This window comes from Bradyrhizobium sp. sBnM-33 (assembly GCF_032917945.1).
Taxonomy (GTDB): Bacteria; Pseudomonadota; Alphaproteobacteria; order Rhizobiales; family Xanthobacteraceae; genus Bradyrhizobium.
In genome coordinates this window covers 3,369,982-3,388,568 of the sequence record NZ_CP136624.1, presented here as the reverse complement: position 1 = coordinate 3,388,568, position 18,587 = coordinate 3,369,982, and the positions used below count along the sequence as shown (strand labels likewise).

Genomic DNA, 18,587 nt, shown 5'->3' with positions numbered 1-18,587 from the left:
TCAGGCGGGAACGGATTGAGTCATCGCGCCCGTTTCGACGAGCGGGGCTGCGGGCTCTATCGTCCCGGTGCAGGCACCAAAACCGATCGAGGCAAATCCCTCGCGGCGACAGGATCCGACGATCTCGATGTCGTCGCCGTCGGCGAGGAATTCGCGGAGTTCGCCACGCAAATCGATTGGATTGGCGCCCCTTCTGGTGATTTCGAGAAGACTACCGAGGCTGTCGGGCGTCGCGCCTGAAACAGTGCCAGATCCCAGGAGATCGCCGACCTCGAGATTGCAGCCGTTGCTGGTTTGATGGGCGATCATTTGCGCAGGCGTCCAGTACAGCATTCTGGTCGAGCCACGGCTGAGGCGGATGTGGCCGCTCCCGCGTTTGCGCATCTCGCGCGACTGGATTGAACATTCGAGCGTGACATCGAGGCCGCCCTCGAGCTGATCGGCACTGGAATAGAGGTGGGGCAGCGGCGCGGGATCGCCATTCGGGCGCTCCATGGCCGGCACGCGAAACGGCAGCAATGCTTCCGCCGTGACGATCCACGGCGACACGCTGGTGGCGAAGGTCTTGCCCAGGAATGGCCCCAGCGGCTGATATTCCCACGACTGAATGTCGCGGGCGGACCAGTCGTTCAGGACGCAGAAGCCGAATATGTGGTCCCACGCGTTTTCGATTCGGACGGGCTCACCGAGATCGGTTTTCGCGCCCAAGTAAATTCCGAGTTCGACCTCGTAATCGAGCTGTCGGCACGGACCATAGTTTGGTTCCACCTCACCAGTTGGCATGATTTGCCCGCGTGGCCGCCGGATCGCAGTGCCGCTCACCACAATGCTCGACGATCGTCCGTTGTAGGCGACCGGAACATATTTGTAGTTCGGTAGCAGCGGTTGATTTGGACGGAATAATCGCCCGGCATTTATCGCGTGATCGATCGACGCGAAGAAATCCGTGAAATTGTGGACCTTGGCCGGAACATACATATCCGCGCCGTTCAGATCGAAAAGGCTGGACGAGAGCACATCACGGCCGTGCCGATTGTTGACCGACAGCAGGTCCGACAGTTGATGCCGCAGAGCGGACCAGGCTTTTGGGCCGAGCGACATCAAGCCATTCAAATCGGGGACCGAACACGAAGCCGCAGCGGCATGCGCGAGGCCTTCAAAGGCAGCCGCGCAGGCGCTGACGTCGAGAATGGCGTCGCCGATGGCTATCGCGCCTCTGGCCGGACCTGATCGCCCGCGAGGCTTGAAGACGCCAAAAGGAAGATTTTGAATCGGAAACGGGCAGTCTGCGGCGTTGGCGGACTCGATCCAGCTGCGGCGGCCGGCATCATGCGTCTTATTCAATTGTATCGACATGAAGCAATCCCGACGCCTCCAACCGCTAATTTGACTTGGGCCATCAATAGACGATCCGCTACGCATCGGATGTCACATGGCTTAGCGACAGAGACTGATCCCGGGTCCCCTTGCGACCCTCCTCGCCTACAAGCGATTGGTCGTGGCGGCCTTGATGAACGAAGCGGCGCGCTCGGCGATCATGATGGTGCCGGCGTTGGTGTTGCCGCGCGGTATTGTCGGCATGACCGAGACATCGGCTACGCGAAGACCATCGACGCCGTGGACGCGCAGCTCATTGTCGACTACGGCCATCGGATGTTTACCCATCCGGCACGTCCCACCCGGATGGTAAACGGTCTTGGCATATTTGCGGACCTTTGCCTCGACGCCCGAGCTACTATCGTCGCAAGGCGCGCCATCAGCCTCTACCTCCTCGCTCACGAGCGCCGACAATGACGGCGCCTTGAGGATGCGCCGCGCCAGCCGCACGCCCTCGACAAGCACGGCCACATCCTCGGGATCGGTCAGCGCGCCGGCGTCCAGCCGGGGAAGCTGCAACGGGTCCGCACTGCGCAGCCACAGCCGTCCCCGCGATTTCGGGGCCAAGAGGCATGGGTTCAGCGTTACGCCATGAAACGACAATGGCGCGCGATCCGCATCCCCGACCAACACAGGCAGCACATGGAACTGGATATCGGCGCGGCCGTCACCGTCGACATCAAAGAAGCCGCCGGACTCGACAACGTTCGACGTCATCAGCCCGGAACGAAAGAACAGCCATTGTGCGCCGTGCTTCAGCGCGGCAAGGCCCCTGTCCTGCCCAAAGAGACTGATCGGCCGGCGCGTGCGTCCATACACGGCGACTTCGAGATGATCCTGATAGTTCTGTCCGACCCCCGGCAGGTCGCGCACCACCTTGATGCCGAGCGAGGACAGATGAGCCCCGTCGCCGATACCCGATTGCATCAGAACCTTGGGACTGCCGAGACCTCCTCCACACAGCACGATCTCGCGCTGCGCCCGAAATGTGACGGGCGTTCCCCCGCCACTCGGCACACATTCGACGCCGACGGTGCGCCGTTCCTCGAACAGAATTTTCGAGACCATCAGGCCGGTCTTTACCTCGACATTTCCCCTGGCGATCGCAGGGCGCAGGAAGAACCTCGCGGTGCTTCCCCGCTCCCCCTCCGATGCGGTGATCTGGTAAAAGCCGACGCCCAGTTGCGACGGGCCGTTAAAATCGTGATTGAAGGCGGCACCGGTTTCCTGCGCCGCACGGACGAACGCAGCATTCAGGGGGTGCCGATACGGTGTATCGACGACATGCAGGGGTCCCTCGGCGCCGTGATAACGATCCGACAGGCGGGCATTGGCCTCCGTCTTGCGGAACCAGGGCAGAACGTCGTCATATCCCCAGCCTTCGCAACCCTGCGCTTTCCAATCCTCATAATCGTCGCGGTCGCCGCGAATGTAGATCATGCCGTTCATCGAACTGCTGCCGCCCAGCGTTCGGCCTTGCGGGACATGAAGCGTCCGGCCGTTGAGCGCGGCCTGAGGCTCCGAAACGTAATCCCACATGCGATCCGTGCCGAACACGCGGCTGAACCCGGCCGGCATTCGAATGAAGATCGAATTGTCGGCCGCACCGGCCTCGATCAGGAGGATGCGCCAATCGGCCTGCTCGGCAAGGCGGTTTGCCAACACGCATCCTGCCGAACCGCCGCCGATGATGATAAAGTCGTAGTTCTGTGCACTCACGCTGTAGTCCTGTTCAGGTTTCGAGCAACCGATCGCTCACGCGGCCGCGCTCGATTGCAAATTGCGCGTCGCATAGGCCTTTCAGGTTGGCTCCCTCGGAGTCGGTCACGATGATGGTGGGGCCCTCGCGCCGAAGTTCGCGCAAAACGCTGCCAAGGCGCGCGACCAGGGCCGGCGCCACGCCTTCAAAGGGTTCGTCGAGCAGCAACAGCCGCGTGCCATAGGATATCGCGCGTGCGAGTGCTGCGAGCTTCTGCTGGCCGCCGGACAGTTGGTTTCCCTTGCGATCGATCAGGGGCTGCAGTTCCGGAATAAGCACAAGGACGCGAGCTACCCTGCGCGCGATCTCGGCCGCCGGCAGGCCATTGACCTCCATCGGCAACGCGATGTTGGACCGTACCGAAAGATCAGGCACGAGACGGCGATCTTCCGGCATATAGCCAAGTCCGGCGCGAACACGCTGCCGTGTACTGTGGCGGACGATATCTTCGCCATCGAACAATATCCGGCCTGAGGAAACCGGCAACGCGCCGGTGAGCGCCCGCATCAGCGTCGTCTTGCCGGCACCATTGTGACCGACGATACCAACGACTGATCCTTCCGGCGCGTCGAGCGAGACGCCTTCCAGAATCGAGACCGGACCGACCGATACGCCGAGATCCCGGATTTCGACTTTCACGACGCCCGCTCCGCCTTGCATCCCTGTTCCGTCGGCGGTCGCCGCATGATCGCGGAGGCGACCTGGGCGTCCCGCATCACGTCCGCCGGCATTCCATCCGCGATGAGGCGGCCGTCCCTGAAGGCGAGCAGCCGCGTGACGTAACGTTGCACGATCTCCATGTCGTGCTCCACAAACAGCACGGTGGTTTTGTCCGCCCGGATCGATGCGAAAACCACGTCCATCAGGCCGAGCTTCTCCGCCGACGACACGCCGCTGGTCGGCTCGTCCAGCAGCAGCAGCTTCGGCCGAAGCGCCAATGCCATGGCGATGTCGATCAGCTTGCGTTGCCCCTGAGGTATCAGGCTGATTGGCCGGCGTGCAATCTGCGCGAGACCGAACCGGGCGAGAACCTCATGTGCGGCATCGATTCGGGCGCGATGATCGATGCGGTTCAACAAAAAGCGTGGTCGCTCCGCAAGCGCGATCGCAAGAACCACGTGATCGAGCACCGTCAATTCGGAGAACAGCTGCGGAATTTGAAACGAACGGGCCATGCCGTGACGCACCATCTCACGGGGCGTCCGGCCGATCGCGCTATCGCCATCGAACATGATCTGGCCGCTGGTCGGCCTGAGATAGCCTGTGACCATGTTGAGAAATGTGGTCTTGCCCGCACCATTGGTGCCGATCAGGCCGACGATCTCGCCACGGTTCACAGTGACGGAGACATCATTGACCGCAATGATGGCTCCAAACCGCACTGTCAGATTGCGGGCTTCCAGAAGGGGCTGGTCAGGCATCGGCTTGTCCCGCCCGTCGTCCCCACCGAATGCTCGACAGCCCGCCCGGGAAGCGCAGGATCAACACCAACAATGTGCTGCCCAGCACGAACTTCCAGTATTGCGGCGCAAAGTTGAAAGCCACCGCGTGGACGATCTCCAGTATGAATGCGGCGGCGACAGCACCCCACACACCACCGGTTCCTGCCAGAATCGCGATGAACACGAACTCACCCGAGGTGGTCCAAAACCCCATTCCCGGATCGATCTGCCCGATGAACAGGGCAACCAAGCCGCCTGCGAGCCCGCCAAGGAGGCCGGACGCCACATATTCCAGATGGATCAGCCGCTCCGCCGCATAGCCGAGATATTCGATCCGCAACTCGTTGAGGCGAACCGCGGGACCGATATGACCGAGCGTGGTCTTGAGGTAGCGGGACGCGATCAGCATGACAGCGGCGAGGCTCACAGCGATAACGAGGTAGATGATGCTGACAGCGGAGGCGCCCGCCATCGAGAGGCCGAAGATCGTTGGCCGTGGCACGGAGAAGCCGTCGGACGACCCGAGGCTCTGCGACTTGAGCAGGATACCATACAGGATCATGGACAGGGCCATTGACAGCATGGCGAAGAAGATTCCGCGATAGCGCCGCAGCAGAAAGCCTGCGGCCAAGGCGATCACGCCGGCGGAGCAGGCCGCAATCGCCAGCAGAAGGAAGATGTCACGCACGCCGCCGAACTGCGCGGCGATACCGGTCGCATATCCGCCGATGCAAAAGTACATGGCGTGCCCGAAAGGAACGAGGCCGGCGCGGAGCAACAGAAGCAAGCCAATCGCGACGAGCCCCTTGGCAAGCGCGACTGCTGCGACACTGAGTACCCAGGTTGGCATCGCATAGGCGCCGATCGCCAGCAGAACGAGGCCGGCCGCCACCCCCATATCGGTTCGAGCTTGCCCGGTCATATTTTTCGGATCTTTGCTGGCGGGAACAAACCTTCCGGCCGGAACGCCAGAACCAGCGCCATGACGACGTAGACGATGTAGACTTCGGCAAAAGGATAGAGATGGATCGTGGCGGAGCGTGCCAGACCAACGAGAAGCGCGCCAACCGCCGCGCCGAGGATGCTGCCCATTCCACCTATCACGATGACGGCAAAGATCAACACGATGATTTCCGCGCCGAGACCCGGCGCAACCTGAATCATCGGGGCGGTGAATGCGCCGCCGAGGGCGGCCAGCACCGCACCCAGCGTAAAAATAACCAGATAGAGCGCATCAACGGGCACTCCCATCGCCGCTGCCATTTCCCTGTCATAGATCAATGCCTTGAGCGACCGGCCGGTTCGCGTTCCCATCAGCAGCCAGCAAACCGCACCGCCAACCAGAATAGCCAGGCCGACCAGCGCGAATTCATAATTGTTGAAACGCAATCCCGCGATCTTCGACGTACCCAACAGTCCATAGGGCGCCGGCGCCGGATAGGCCGCCGCACCCCATATGAACTGCATGGCGTCATCCATCATCAGCAGCAGCGCAAAGGTAGCGAGCGCGACCGACACTTCGTCGCGGCCGCGCAGCCTTCGCACAATGGTGACTTCCAGAAGGACGCCGAGCAACACACCGGTAACCACCGCGGTAACCAGTTGAATGACAAACGCCAGATAGGACGGCTCGTGATTGGCGAACCAGTACCCCATCGCTGTAGCCGCCACGTACGCGCCGGCCGCATAGAAATTGCCATGGGCGATATTGAGGATCTTCATTACCCCAAAAATCAGCGTAAGGCCCAACGCAACCAGGAACAGCCACGCCCCGTAGGTGACTCCATCGATGACAATGATGAGGGAGGTCCACATCGGTTATGGGCCGCCCTACTCGTCGTTCTTGATCTTGGTGCAGTCGGCACCAGGCATCCCGTTCTTCAGCCACGCTTCGCTGGCCATTCCTTCCGGTGGGTTGACGCACTCCGCGGGAAAGCGCGTCACATTGCGAACGGACTGAACGTTTTTCGTCTTATCGAAGAATATTTCCCCGATGGCGGTATCCTGGATCGCCTGATGTCCGTTGCCGAGCGCCATGCGAATGGGTCCGCTTGGCGTTTCAAACGTCGCTCCCTTGAGGGCCGCAGCGATTTCGACTGCCGAAGGCGTCTTTCCGTCCTTGGCGGCCCGATCCGCCGCAGTCTTAAGAGCAAGCAGCGCGTTTGCATATTGATAGGCGGTGAAGACAGGCGGCTCCTTGAAGCGCTCGCGATAATTTGACGAGAACCAGTCATTCAGCGGCGATGGCGGAGCAAACAGGCCATTGGTGCCGCGGGCGGTGAAAATGAGCCCATCGGGGATCTGCTTGCCCATCCGAAACATCGCGAGTTCAAGGAACGGAGTCAGTAACCTGGAATCGCGGTTGAGGCCTCGCGGCGTCATCTGGTTGATGAAGGCTTCCAGATCGCTGCCGACCAGAGTGGTGTGGATGATGTCCGGCTGCTTGCCGGCCAGGGCCGAAATCTCCGCCGAGTACTGGCCCGATCCCAGCGTCGGCCATTGCTCGACGACCACCTGGACCTCGGGCTTGACGGCCTTCATGGCGGCAAAGAAATCGCGCCATGAATCCTGGCCGAGCGCGAAGTTCGGATTGATATGCCCCATCGTCTTGACGTTCGGCATCCGCGCCTTCACGTAGAGCGCGAGCGCCGCACTATCCATCGTCGTGTGCGCCGCGGTTCTGAAGACGTATTCGTACTTGCCATCCTCGAAGATGCGCGGCGTCGCGCAGGTCGACATGATCGTAAGGACCTTTAGTTCCTCGGCGACCGGCGCGATGGCAAGGCAGGTCGCGGCCGAGCCGAAGCCCATCACCGCATCTGCCCCCCTGCGCTCGACCAGGGCACGAAATTCACTGACCTGGCGCGCATTTCCGCCGTTCTCGTCAAGAAATGTGAGTTCGATCTGCCGGCCACCAATGCCCTTGCCCGTATAAGGCGTGGGCAGTGTTCCCGCGTTGATGGCTTCGGCGACCATCTTTGCCGCATTTTGTCCCGGAATATTGATGACGGATAGCGTACCCGACAACGGGGTTACTACCGCAATGCGGAACGGCGTTTGCGCCTGGGTTGCTGAAATCTGTGCTGCGGTGGCAGCGACGACGGCCAACGTCCGGACCGCCGCGATGATGATACCCTTCATGTTTCCTCCTGGAACCGACCTACAGTTTATGCACGCCGGCTTCTTGAGCTGTCCGGCTGGGGCGTCTTCAGCGACACACGGCGATCGATTGCTGGCTCCACCGGGTAGTCCCGAACTCTCCCGTGTCCACGGTTCGATGTATTGATAGCCCGGATCCGTGAGCGCCCGCTGTCACCGAGATATGGGACAGTCCCGCCCTGGACCCGGATAAACTTCGTCGTCACGCCGTGCGGATCAGGATCGATTTCACCTCGAGAAAGCTCTCAATCGACTCCTGACCGAGGTCACGCCCATAGCCCGACGCTTTGCGGCCGCCTTCCGGCAAAGCCGGATATGGCAAAGGCTCGGTGTTGACCGCGACCTTGCCCGACCTGATGCGCCGGGCGACGCGGTGCGCCGTCGACAGATTTGAGGTCCAGATGCAGGCCGAGAGGCCGTATTCCGTGTCATTGGCCAAGGCGATAGCCTCGTCGACGTCGTCGAACGCCGCAACCGAGAGAATCGGACCGAAGATTTCCTCGCGGACGACATCCATGCTGTTGCGCGTTCCGGCCACGATGGTCGGGCGGACGTGAAAGCCCGGGGATTCCACTTCCGGGGAGCCGGTTGCGATCACCGCCCCCTGCTCGGCGGCCTTTTTGACCGCGCTCAGCACCCGATCCTGCTGGCGCCGGCTGACGAGCGGACCGATCACCGTCGCGTCCGAGAGTGCCGGTCCCATCGCAAGCGATTTGGCATGTTGCGCAAGACGCTCGACGGTCTCCTCGTAACGCCGCCGCTCGACGTAAAGGCGCGAGCCTGCAACGCATACTTGACCGGAATTGAGGAAGATTGCGTCGCCGATACCCTTGATCGCCGCCTCGAAATCGGCGTCGGCAAAAAGCAGTTGTGGCGATTTGCCGCCGAGCTCCAGCGTTAGTTTCTTCGATTTGCGCGCCGCAACCTCGGCGATGCGACGTCCCGTGGCAGTGGAGCCTGTAAACGTGATCTTGTCGATGTCGGGGTGGCTCACGAGCGCCTCGCCTGCCGAGGCTCCACCAGTCACGACGTTGACGACACCGGGCGGAATACCGACCTGCATCACCAGCCGCGCCAGCGCCAATACGCTCAAGCAGGCATCTTCCGACGGCTTCAACACGATGGTGCAACCCGCGGCAAGTGCCGGCGCCAGCTTCCATACCGCCAGCATCAAGGGAACATTCCAGGGGATGATGGCACCAATGACCCCGACCGGCTCCTTCGTGGTGAAGCCGACGAATTCGGAGCCGGGAATTGGTACGGTAACATCGGTGGTGCGGCCGCCGATTTTGGTTGGCCAGCCCGCCATGTAACGAACAACGCCGGCGGTACCCGCGACATCGAGATTGCGCGACATCCAGCGTGGCATTCCGACATCGACGCTCTCCAGCTCGGAAAGCAAGTCGGCATGTTCCTCAATGGATTCGGCGAGCCGCCACAGCAATTTCTCGCGTTCCGCAGGAGGGGTATTGCGCCAGGGACCCGACTCGAAGGCCCGGCGCGCCGCACCCACGGCGGCGTCGACATCAGCCGGGCTTGCATCGCAAATTTCGGAGATTGCCTTGCCGGACGAAGGATCGATGACCGGCAGCTTCGACGGCGCATCTACAAACTCGCCATCGATGAGCATACGCCCGCCGTGCTCAAGCTCGCTGCGGGCCGCGGCGGATAACTGATTCAGATCATGGGGGCCGATTGCCGTATAACTCGCCATCATCGCTCCTTTGCCGAAAATGAGCAGGCCCTTCGTGCCGCCATCACCCGCACAGCGCGCTTTTACGAGGACAACCCGCGCGGATCAGTCACACGGTTGGGTGACAAGTTGCACCAAGAGGGACGCTGACGAATCAAGGCCAGTCTATGCAGCGACTTCCTTCCCCAGAATGAAGCGAGCCGCGCGTTCTCCGATCATCATCGTCGGCGCATTCGTATTGCCGGAGACGAGGCGCGGCATGACCGAAGCGTCTGCCACGCGCAGACCCTCTACGCCTCGCACACGCAAGTCCTCCGACACGACCGCCATGGGATCCGAAGGAGCTCCCATTTTCGCTGTGCCTGACGGATGGAACACAGTCTTCGAGATAGAGCGCACGTAATCGCGAAGAGCCTCAGCGTTATTTTCCAGCCCCGGCTTTGGCAGAACACGGCGCTTTACGAGACGTGCCAGCGAAGGAGCCTCGGAGATGCGAATGGCGATCTCGACGCCTCGCACTAGGGTGTCGACGTCTACCTGTTCTGCAAGCGAATTTGCGACAAAGAGCGCAGTATCGGCAGGATTCGACGAACGTAATCGAACAGACCCGCGCGACTGCGGGCGAAGGACGCAAGGACCGATTGAGATTCCATGGCCAGGCTCCGCCGCGCGATCGGCAAATCCAACGAAGGTCGGCAGCACGTGAAACTGGATGTCAGGCTCACCCGTCCCCGCTGTATCGGTGAAGCCTCCGGATTCCACCACGGTCGAGGCCAACAGTCCGGTCTTGGTCAGAACATACTGCAGCATGTGCGACATGGCCCTGAGGCCCTTGTCTTCACCGAACATCGAGATCGGGTCTTTGACTTCACATTGAACAGTCGCTTCCAGGTGATCCTGATAGTTCTCGCCGACACCGGGAAGGTCGACAACGACCTCGATTCCGTGCTCGCGCAAATGAGCCGCCGGCCCGATGCCCGATAGTTGCAGGATCTTGGGCGTGGCCAGCGCTCCGGCGGCCAGGATCACTTCGCGCCGCGCCCTGATTGTCGATCCATCATCGAGCAGCACGCCATTCGCCCGCCTGCCTTCGAACACCACCTGGTGCACCCGGCTCGCGGTTCTGACGGTCAGATTGGAGCGACGTTCAGCCTTGCGCAGGAAAGCCTCGGCTGAGCTGCGACGACGCCCGCGGCTCGTCGTAGTCTGGTAGAAACCAACGCCTTCCTGCCGGGCCCCGTTGAAGTCTTCGTTATAGGGAATCCCGACCTCCTGGGCAGCGCGGATGAATGCCCATGACAGGGGATGACCATAGGATCGATCCGAAACCGTCAGTTCGCCGTCGGTCCCATGAAACTCGCCGGAGAGGCGCTGGTTGTTCTCGAGATCGCGAAAGACGGGAAGAACCTTTTCGTACCCCCAGTTTCGACAGCCCATCTGAGCCCAAGTGTCGTAGTCCTGGCGCGACCCCCTGATGTAGACCATCGCGTTGACCGAACTGCCGCCGCCGAGCACATGACCTTGCGGCACAATTGAGGGCCGACCATTCAGGCCTTTCTCCGGTTCGGAAAAATAGAACAGGGCGTCCCGTCCTTTTTCCAGAACCTTGAAGAAGGTGGCCGGGATGTGGATGTATTTGTCGCTGTCGCGCTGTCCGCTCTCGATCAGGAGAACGCGCACGCCGGGATCTTCCGACAGGCGCGATGCGAGAACGCATCCGGCCGAACCGCCGCCGGCGACGATGTAATCGTATTCCTGCATGCTCCCCCCGGGCGACCTCTCAGTTCCGAACTAGCAGAACACCGTCTGGACGGTCGTGAATTCCTTCAAACCGTCGACGCCGAACTCGACGCCGAATCCAGACTGCTTGACGCCGCCAAACGGTGCGTTCGGCTGGATGGCGCCGTGCTTGTTGATCCACACCGAGCCTGCCTCGATCTGGCCGGCGATTCTTTTTGCCGCATCCAGATCGGATCCCCAAACGGAGCCGCCAAGACCCATGGAGCTTGCGTTCGCCTTCGCAATCGCTTCTTCCACGTCGTGATAGCGGATGATCGGTAAAGCGGGTCCGAACTGTTCTTCGTCGACCAACCGGCAACCGTGATCGACATCCGCGATGAGCGTAACCGGATAGAAGTATCCCGGGCCGCCGGAAGGGTCGCCTCCGATCAGTACGCGGCCGCCCTTTTCCTTTGCCTCTTCGACAAACGCAGAGACGACCTCGAACTGGCGCTTGTTTTGAACCGGGCCAAGCGTGGAGGCTTCTGACAGCCCGTCGCCCACGACAACGTTCTTTGCATAGGCTGTGAGTTCCCGACAGACGTCGTCATAAAGGCTGTCGTGAACGTAGAGCCGTTTCAGCGCGGCACAGGTCTGGCCGCCGTTGATGAACGCGCCCCAGAACAGGCCCTCGGCGATCGCCTTTGGGTCGGCGTCGGGCAATACAACGCCTGCGTCGTTGCCACCGAGTTCTAGCGTGAGGCGCTTCAACGTCGTCGCGGCGCTCCGCATGATCTTGCGCCCCGTCTCGCTGGAGCCTGTAAACGTAACCTTCGCGATCCCGGGATGGGCAGACATCTGCGCGCCGATTTCGTTCTCGCCCGTTACGACGTTGACTACGCCCGGCGGCAACGCTTCGTTCATCAGTTCGACCAGCCGGATCGTGCTGAGCGGCGTGAGGGGAGATGGTTTGATGATGACAGTATTTCCCGCGCGTATGGCGGGGATAATGTGCCAGCATGCAATCATGACCGGCCAGTTCCACGGCGTAATGGAGCCGACAACGCCGATCGGCTTGCGGTGAAGTTCTACCCGGCCCTCCGGTCCGTCCTGCAACACTTCCAGGGGTAAAGCCAACTCGGCAGTATGGCGCGTCCAGGCGACGGCCCCTCCGATCTCAAACCGGGAGCCAAGGCCATTGAGCGGCTTGCCTTGCTCGAGCGTCAGGAGCCGGGCCAGCTCTTCGGAATTGGCTTCGACTGTCCTTGCGATGGCACGACAGGCTTCAGCTCTCTCAGAGTCCGGACGTTCCTTCCATCTCAGGAACGCCTTTGAAGCGGCCGCCACAGCCGCATCAAGATTGGCCGCGGTAGCGACCGGCATGGCGCCCACGATCTCGCCAGTCGAAGGATTACTGACGTCCTGAAAGCTCTCCGTCTCGACCCGACGACCATCAATGAACAAGGCCCAACGCCGCATGCGAACCTCTCCTGTCACGCAGTTTCTTGCGTTTCAGCAAAAGCGATCTGACATCCGCTGTCTTGGAAGATAACGCGGCGCTAGTTGGACCGAAGCGCAGATTAACGACGTACGACTTCTTTCGGAGAGCAATCGAAGGCCTTCTTGAAGCATCGATTGAAGTAGGAGATGTCGTTGAAGCCCGATGAGTACGCGATCTGGGCAATCGTGCCGTCGTCGGCGCCGCGCTGCTTCTCAACCAGGCGATCCCTTGCCAGATGCAAGCGACGATCTCGAATGAAGTACGTAACTGTAGTCCCAATGGCGCTAAAATCCTCCTGAAGCGTACGCATGGACACTCCAAGCCGGGTTGCCAACCATTGCGGTGTCAGCGATTCATCCGTGAGATGACGATCGACCAGCGCACGCGCTAACTCCAGCCGGCCGCTGGCCCGGTCTCTCGGGCAAAGCGGTGTGTCGGGCACATCTACAGCGAAGGCTTGCCGCGTCGCCTGCAAGAACAACTGCCGCAATTCGGCCGATCGCTTGTGACCGGACGAGGTCTGCAACATCTTTGCGACCAGCGCCCGCAGCATGGTCGACATCGGATCGTCAGCGGCCAATCGCCGCGATATCTCGAAATCGTTCGGCTTTTCGGCCAGCAGCAATTGCCTGGGCAAATGTACAGAAAGGTGGTTGCTGAAACGGCCCTGGAAGTAAAAATTCGAAGGAAGGGAGGAGTCCACGAGGATGCAGTCTCCGGGCAAGATCGTGTTTTGCCGACCCCTCTGCTCTATCCCGCACGTCCCTTGCAGTTGGACCAGCAGAAAGAAATGTTCGCCGTAATCCCGGCGAATATCGCGTTCATCGCGGCGGACGGCTTCAACGTCAGTGGCGACCTGGACGACTTCCACACCCGCTGCGTTGGAAAGCGAGACGCCTCCGTTGACGACAGCACGCTTCTCCCAACCAAATGGATTGAAGCGGCCACATACGGATTGGAGCCGATCCCTCCACTCCTCCAATGGAGCTTGTCCCCAGACGTCGGGCGTCCGGTTGCTAAATTCCTGGAGCTGCATGCGCCCCCTCCCCTTGGAAACGCCGCTAAGCGGGCGATTTTGATAACATGTTAAGCGATAAGCCTGCCGTGTCAACGACCTCGCCGCAGCGCTCGACGAACTGCGCAACGAGGTGAGATGCCACCAGGAAAATCGCGGATCGGCCGCCGGCGCGATAGGGTAGAAATCCTGACCTTGTTGGTCAGGCGAGATAGGCGCTGTGCAGTATCTGCGGATTGTCGACGAGCTCCTGCGGCTCGCCGGAGAAACATATCCTTCCCCGCTCCATCACGTAGGCGATGTGCGAGATCTTGAGCGCGATATGCGTGAACTGCTCGATCAACAGGACGCCGACCCCCTGGGATGCAAGCTTCTGAAGCACCGGAACCAAACGGGCGACGATGACTGGCGCCAAACCGAACGACAGCTCATCTGCAAGCAGATACCGCGGTTTTCCGATGATGGCCTGCGCGAGCGCCACCATCTGCTGCTGTCCGCCGGACAAATCGCCCGATCGAACACGCAAGCGGTCGCGCAGCTCCGGGAATGTGTCGAGCGCAACGTCGAGGGCCGACCGGAGTTCAGCACGCGTGAGATGGCAGCCCGCCACCTTCAGATTGTCCTCCACGCTCAGGTCGTTCAGCACCTGATGACCTTCGGGCACGGCCGCGACGCCGCTCGCCCGAATGCCGTCCGGCCTCTTCCCCACGATGGACTGGCCGTCGAGCGTGACAACGCCGCTGGAAACCGGCAAGACGCCCGCGATTGCAAGCACGAGGCTGCTCTTGCCCGCGCCGTTGGCGCCGAGCAGAGCGGTTATCCTGCCCGGCGAGATCGTCAGATCTACGTCGTGCAGAATCGCCTTGCCGCTGCGCGCGACGTTCAAGCGTTGCACTGTCAGCCCGGTGCTCACGCGTCCTCCTCCACGACGCCGAGATACGCGGCCCTGACCTTCGGATCGGCAAGCACGTCCGGAGTTCGGCCGTAGGCAATCGGCGAACCGAAATCGAGCACCAACGTCGCTGCGCAAGTTGCGGAGATGAGATCGACATCGTGATCCACCAGCAATACCTGCGCGCCGCAGTAGTCGTGAACATTCTTGATGACTTGGCGCAGATGCTCGCTCTCGTCCTGCGCAAGGCCGGCGCCGGGCTCGTCCATCATGATCAGGCGCGGGCTTCCAACGGTCGAGCGGGCGATCTCCGCCATGCGCCGCTCATAGGCGTTGAGGTTACGGCCGAGCACATTCGCCTTGGCACCGAGACCAACGAAGTCCAAGGCCTTCGCAATCAGCGTCCGACGCGGCTGGCCGTCGGTCGGCACATTATCGAGCACCGCGGCCACATTATCGGCTGCGCTCAGATTCTCGACCACCTGCTCGTTCTGGAACGTACGGCGTATGCCGAAGGCGGCGCGCTTATAGGCGGGAATGCCTTTAAGGTCCTTGCCATCCACCCTGACCAAGCCGGCTGCGGGACGTATGAAGCCGGACAGAACATTGATGAGCGTTGTTTTTCCGGCCCCGTTAGGCCCAACCAGTCCGGTAATCGGCTCCGGCAAGTTCGCCGTCAACGCGTTCAGCCCGCGCACACCACCGAACAGCACCGTCAGATCGTCGATCTCGATCACGAGGGTGCCCTTCCTTCGCGTTTGAAGCGTCGGGCAACTGCCTGGACCATATCGGCAAGTTGACCCGCAATGCCCTGCGGGGCGGTCATCAGGGCGTGCAGCAGTCCAATCCCGAAAAGCATTGTCGCGATATTGCCGTCGACATGAAATTCATTCAGCAATGCAGGGAAAGCTCGCAGCAACAGCCCGGCGATGATTGGTCCAAGCCAGGAATAGGCGCCCCCGACAATCGTCAACGCAAACAGCATGATTGACTGGCTGGCCGGGAATGCGCTGCCGTCGAGCTGTCCTACGCCGCCGGCGAGCAATCCTCCTGCAACGCCCGCGAGGAAGCCGGCAAGGGCGAAGGCCCAGACCTTGTACGCGACGATGTGGACGCCTCCCGCCAGCGCGCAAACTTCACCCCGTCGAATCATGGCCCAGGCGCGGCCGGGCCGTCCGCGCAAATGCGCCAGGACGACGAGATAGCAGAGCGCCGTGATGACCACGGCATAGCGGAAATAGGCCGGATCGCTTTGCGCAAGGAATGGGCGGGCCATCATGACGCGGCTCCCCGTGCTCTTGCCGAGAATGCCGGTGCCGCCGTCGGGAAACCCAAAGGCACTGATCAGCACCTGTATCGCGCCCGCCATCATCAACGTGATGATGGCAAGATACAGCCCACGCATCCTGAGAGCTGGCAGCCCGACAACCAGGCCGACAAGAGCCGCCGCTGCTCCACCGGTCAGAAGCGCGAGTTCGAAGGGCGCGCCGATTCCGTGGGATATCCGCAAGGCGAACCACCCGCCGACGCCGAGCAGGCCGAACTGCGCAAGGGAAACCATGCCAAGCTGCGCAAAAAGAAGGCTGACGCTCAGGCTCGCGACCACGAGTGCGGCGACCGAAATCAGCACACGGAGCCAATAACCGCTAAGGAGCGACGGAAGAAAACAGAGGGCAATGAGCGCGCTTACGCAGAGAGCGATCTCCCGAAGTGGTAATCGGCCGGAGACGACGAGCGAAACTCCATCAAGACTTCGATCGGTCACTTCACGATCACCTGTACACAAATACGGGTTTGCGCTGCATCCACAGCATCGCGCCGACGGCAAAGATGAAGGGAGTCGCGGAGCGGAACGGGCCTATGACGGGCACCGGTGTCAGAAGCGCCTCGCAGACGCCGATCGCAAGGGCGCCCGCAACTGTCGCGGGAAGAGACGAAAAACGCCCGATGACCGCAGCGGCGATAGCCGGGATGACAGCGAACGTAAGAGATTGCCCGCTCAACCGCTGCAGGTCAGCGAGCAGCACGCCGCTCACCCCAGCCAGCACGCCGGAGATAACCCAGGCCCAACCGTCGATACGAAAGACGCGGACTCCTAGCATCGCGCTGAGCTCACGATTGCTGGCGAGAGCGCGCATCTGAAGACCCATGCGGCTGCGCGCGAGAAACAGCATGACGACGGCCGTTACCAGCACCCCGAGCCCGAAGGCGATGGCGCGCGTCAACGTGACACGGACGCCAAGAAGTTCGAAGCCCATCGTGTCGGTCGGCAGGCGAAGACGACGCGGCGCCTCTCCCCAGAGATAACCCATGAAGCCGAGCAATATCAGAGCAAAGCTGAGTGTTGCCACCGCACGCGTGATCGGGTCGCTGTGTACCAGACGCGTCGCGATCAGGCGACCATAGGCCAGCGAGACAACAGCGGCGACGGCCACGCCTACAATCCATGACAAGGCCTCCGGGCCGCCGCGCTCGACGATCGACCAGGAAATGAAGGCCGCCAGGGCGCCGACGGCGCCCTGGGCAAAGTTGACCACGCCTGAAGCCCGGTACAGCACGACGATACCGACGGCCGAGAGTACATACGTCGCGGCCAACGCGAGACCCGAGACAAGAAACGGCGCGAAATCGGGCATACTGACTTACTTCGCGAGGCCGATCGTCTTCTCGTACGCGCGCACGTCGTCAAGTTCAGGATCTTCCGACTCGATGCAAGTCGGCTTCGGCATCAGCTTGCCGTCCTTCACGAGCGAGACGGGCCCTGCATGGTTGGCGTTGTGGCGGGGACCGTCGCCGATGTACCAGGGTGAGCACAACATATCGCTTTCGAAGCGCTTGACGTTCCGCAGGGCCGCCGTCACCGCCGCCCGGTCAGTCTTGGCGGGGTCCAACTTCAGCAGGGTTTCTGCGGTGACGCGAGCGGCGAGATACCCGGCTTGAGAGAACGTGTCGCGAGGATCCGAGGCCTTGCCATATTTCTCCATCACCGCGAGCCAGTTCTGCATATCCGGCGTTCCGGCATCGGCGGCCTTCAACTCCATGTCGACCGTGACCTTGCCGTCCCAATATTTGCCGATTGCGCGGGGAAAATCCAAATTGTAGAGCGACGCCGGACCCGTGAAGTGCACCTTGTCCGCCAGCCTCTGTTCCTCTGCAGCCGCGAAGATGGGAACCGCCATCCCTTTGGGCGTCCCCACGCTGATCACGTCCGGCTTGAAAGCCATCGCCTCAAGGATAATCGAGGTGGCATCCAAAGTACCGGGGTCAAAGGTTATGATCTTTCCATCGCCGCCCTGCTTCTTGATCCACGTGACCGCTCCGGTGCACGACCATTCGCCGACGTTCGGAATATTTGGCGCTATACAGACAAGGCGCTTGATCTTGCCAGGATAAGATTGCGCCACATCCATCACTGCTTTGGTGTTGCTGACGCGTGGGCCGGCATTGGTCGGTGCGTAATTCTTCTGGAAGAAACAGTCACGGGGCACGCCGACGCCGGCGATCACCATGATGTCTTCCTTTTCGTAAAGCCCCTGGTTTGCGCCACAATCGACGAAGCTCATATTGCCGACCAGGGCGACTGCTTTTTGGTCTCGGATGAGCTTGGCTGCAACCTGCGAGGACTGCTCTGGATTCCAGGCGTCATCCTCGAGCAGATACTTGATGGGGCGTCCGTTCACGCCGCCATTGGCGTTGAGGCACTTGAAATAGGCGGCCGCCGCCAGGCCAGAGGAGCTGAAATTATCGGGGCCAGTTATGCTGACGATGCCGCCGATGACGATCGGCTCGCCAGCAGCTGCCTTGCCGGTATTGGCGCCACACTTGGGATCTGCGGCATACGCCGCGCTGGTCAGGCAAGACATCAGCGTCCCGACAATCACAGCTAAGAACGCACTTCTCGACTTCATAAGGTTTCCTCCCCTGAAAAATCTCTCGCCTTCGGCTCAGCGATCTCCAGCGCGTCTGGCTCTCGCCATGGCGAACGCCTACCCTTGAAGCGCGAAACGAGCGCTCGCCGAGGAGGGACGCC

The 18,587-nt window shown here is 61.4% G+C and carries 16 protein-coding genes; all 16 read right to left on the bottom strand.

All coding sequences use genetic code 11. The features are described from left to right. The 16 genes from fahA to RX328_RS15615 all read right to left on the bottom strand — a co-directional run bounded on the left by fahA (position 1) and on the right by RX328_RS15615 (position 18,465). Positions 1–1,356, bottom strand: a complete 1,356-nt coding sequence (gene fahA, locus RX328_RS15690) for a fumarylacetoacetase (protein WP_213251552.1) — start codon at positions 1,354–1,356, stop codon at positions 1–3. A 126-nt stretch (positions 1,357–1,482) separates the two neighbouring features. Continuing rightward, positions 1,483–3,096 carry a GMC family oxidoreductase gene (locus RX328_RS15685; RefSeq protein ID WP_213251553.1) on the bottom strand — a complete coding sequence of 538 codons (1,614 nt, stop codon included), beginning with the start codon at positions 3,094–3,096 and terminating at the stop codon, positions 1,483–1,485. 13 nt (positions 3,097–3,109) lie between these two features. Further along, positions 3,110–3,775 carry an ABC transporter ATP-binding protein gene (locus tag RX328_RS15680; RefSeq protein ID WP_312018002.1) on the bottom strand — a complete coding sequence of 222 codons (666 nt, stop codon included), beginning with the start codon at positions 3,773–3,775 and terminating at the stop codon, positions 3,110–3,112. Further along, complete coding sequence (locus RX328_RS15675) at positions 3,772–4,557, bottom strand: ABC transporter ATP-binding protein (RefSeq protein ID WP_213251554.1); 786 nt, start codon at positions 4,555–4,557, stop codon at positions 3,772–3,774. The genes RX328_RS15680 and RX328_RS15675 overlap by 4 nt, the downstream gene beginning before the upstream one ends. Next, positions 4,550–5,500 carry a branched-chain amino acid ABC transporter permease gene (locus RX328_RS15670; protein WP_213251555.1) on the bottom strand — a complete coding sequence of 317 codons (951 nt, stop codon included), beginning with the start codon at positions 5,498–5,500 and terminating at the stop codon, positions 4,550–4,552. Before RX328_RS15670 ends, RX328_RS15675 begins: the two co-directional genes overlap by 8 nt. Further along, the gene (locus RX328_RS15665; RefSeq protein ID WP_213251556.1) at positions 5,497–6,393 is read right to left on the bottom strand and encodes a branched-chain amino acid ABC transporter permease; all 897 of its coding nucleotides are present in this window, start codon (positions 6,391–6,393) and stop codon (positions 5,497–5,499) included. The genes RX328_RS15670 and RX328_RS15665 overlap by 4 nt, the downstream gene beginning before the upstream one ends. A 15-nt stretch (positions 6,394–6,408) precedes the next feature. Next, positions 6,409–7,719, bottom strand: coding sequence for an ABC transporter substrate-binding protein (locus RX328_RS15660; protein ID WP_213251557.1), 1,311 nt, complete (start codon positions 7,717–7,719; stop codon positions 6,409–6,411). 220 nt (positions 7,720–7,939) lie between these two features. Beyond that, positions 7,940–9,451 carry an aldehyde dehydrogenase family protein gene (locus RX328_RS15655; protein ID WP_213251558.1) on the bottom strand — a complete coding sequence of 504 codons (1,512 nt, stop codon included), beginning with the start codon at positions 9,449–9,451 and terminating at the stop codon, positions 7,940–7,942. Positions 9,452–9,595: 144 nt separating this feature from the next. Beyond that, the gene (locus RX328_RS15650; RefSeq protein ID WP_213251559.1) at positions 9,596–11,191 is read right to left on the bottom strand and encodes a GMC family oxidoreductase; all 1,596 of its coding nucleotides are present in this window, start codon (positions 11,189–11,191) and stop codon (positions 9,596–9,598) included. 30 nt (positions 11,192–11,221) lie between these two features. After that, on the bottom strand, positions 11,222–12,628 hold the full coding sequence (locus RX328_RS15645; RefSeq protein WP_213251560.1) for an aldehyde dehydrogenase family protein: 1,407 nt from the start codon (positions 12,626–12,628) through the stop codon (positions 11,222–11,224). A gap of 101 nt (positions 12,629–12,729) precedes the next feature. Then, positions 12,730–13,686 (bottom strand): helix-turn-helix domain-containing protein, encoded by a 957-nt coding sequence (locus tag RX328_RS15640; RefSeq protein WP_213251561.1) that lies wholly within the window; start codon positions 13,684–13,686, stop codon positions 12,730–12,732. A 181-nt stretch (positions 13,687–13,867) separates the two neighbouring features. After that, entirely contained in the window at positions 13,868–14,578 is a 711-nt protein-coding gene (locus tag RX328_RS15635) for an ABC transporter ATP-binding protein (protein WP_213251562.1), read from the bottom strand. Continuing rightward, the gene (locus RX328_RS15630; RefSeq protein WP_213251563.1) at positions 14,575–15,294 is read right to left on the bottom strand and encodes an ABC transporter ATP-binding protein; all 720 of its coding nucleotides are present in this window, start codon (positions 15,292–15,294) and stop codon (positions 14,575–14,577) included. The genes RX328_RS15635 and RX328_RS15630 overlap by 4 nt, the downstream gene beginning before the upstream one ends. After that, complete coding sequence (locus RX328_RS15625) at positions 15,291–16,322, bottom strand: branched-chain amino acid ABC transporter permease (protein WP_213251564.1); 1,032 nt, start codon at positions 16,320–16,322, stop codon at positions 15,291–15,293. The genes RX328_RS15630 and RX328_RS15625 overlap by 4 nt, the downstream gene beginning before the upstream one ends. 7 nt (positions 16,323–16,329) lie before the next feature. Continuing rightward, the gene (locus RX328_RS15620) at positions 16,330–17,193 is read right to left on the bottom strand and encodes a branched-chain amino acid ABC transporter permease (protein ID WP_213251565.1); all 864 of its coding nucleotides are present in this window, start codon (positions 17,191–17,193) and stop codon (positions 16,330–16,332) included. A gap of 6 nt (positions 17,194–17,199) precedes the next feature. Further along, positions 17,200–18,465, bottom strand: a complete 1,266-nt coding sequence (locus tag RX328_RS15615; RefSeq protein WP_213251566.1) for an ABC transporter substrate-binding protein — start codon at positions 18,463–18,465, stop codon at positions 17,200–17,202. Positions 18,466–18,587: the final 122 nt, after the last annotated feature.